General features: G+C 46.6%; 2 protein-coding genes. One reads left to right on the plus strand and one right to left on the minus strand.

Annotated features, from left to right (window positions below; translation table 11 throughout):
* Positions 1–337 (plus strand): gamma-glutamyltransferase (locus tag ACFQEU_RS17625; protein WP_379784257.1); only part of this gene is annotated, 337 nt, incomplete at its 5' end.
* Positions 338–349: 12 nt separating this feature from the next.
* Here ACFQEU_RS17625 and ACFQEU_RS17630 read toward each other — a convergent pair.
* On the minus strand, positions 350–588 hold a 239-nt coding region (locus ACFQEU_RS17630; protein ID WP_379784259.1), incomplete at its 5' end, for a hypothetical protein.

Raw genomic sequence — 588 nt, forward strand, 5'->3', positions numbered from 1 at the left:
GACGTTAATATTAAAGGGTGACAAGCCTGTTATGACCGTCGGTGCAGCAGGTGGGCCAACCATTATTACGCAAGTTGTACAGGCGATAATCAATCATTTGGATTTGGGCTTATCGTTAAATGATGCGCTTGGAAAAAGCCGCATCCATCAACAATGGCGCCCAGACATGCTATTCGTTGAGTCAAATTTACCGGCGGGCATTCGGCAATCGTTAGTGGTAAGGGGGCATAAGCTCAAGGAAATGCCACCCTATGGTTCTACCCAGGCAATCGCGCTGGTTGATGGAAAATTAATTGCTGTGGCAGAGCCTAGATTAAAAATTCGTAATGCCGAGTGAATGTAACGCTAGCTATTGCAGTTGTAGCCAGTAGCGCGGGTCGCCTAAGGGGGTTTCCTTGGGTAGATCCGGATTGAGTAGCTTGAAAACCCGTCGTTCACTCAGCTTCGCGCGCTTTACCACATCCACTATGCTCGGATGGTTTAAAAATAGTTTATCGAAACTGCCATCATTGATCATCGCTTCTAAGCCGCGTTCAATTCGATTGGCTAAATCGAAATTGCGTTGGTTGACAAAAAAATACATGGGCG

This window comes from Halorubrum tibetense, assembly GCF_042661865.1.
In the GTDB taxonomy this organism is placed as follows: domain Archaea; phylum Halobacteriota; class Halobacteria; order Halobacteriales; family Haloferacaceae; genus Halorubrum; species Halorubrum tibetense.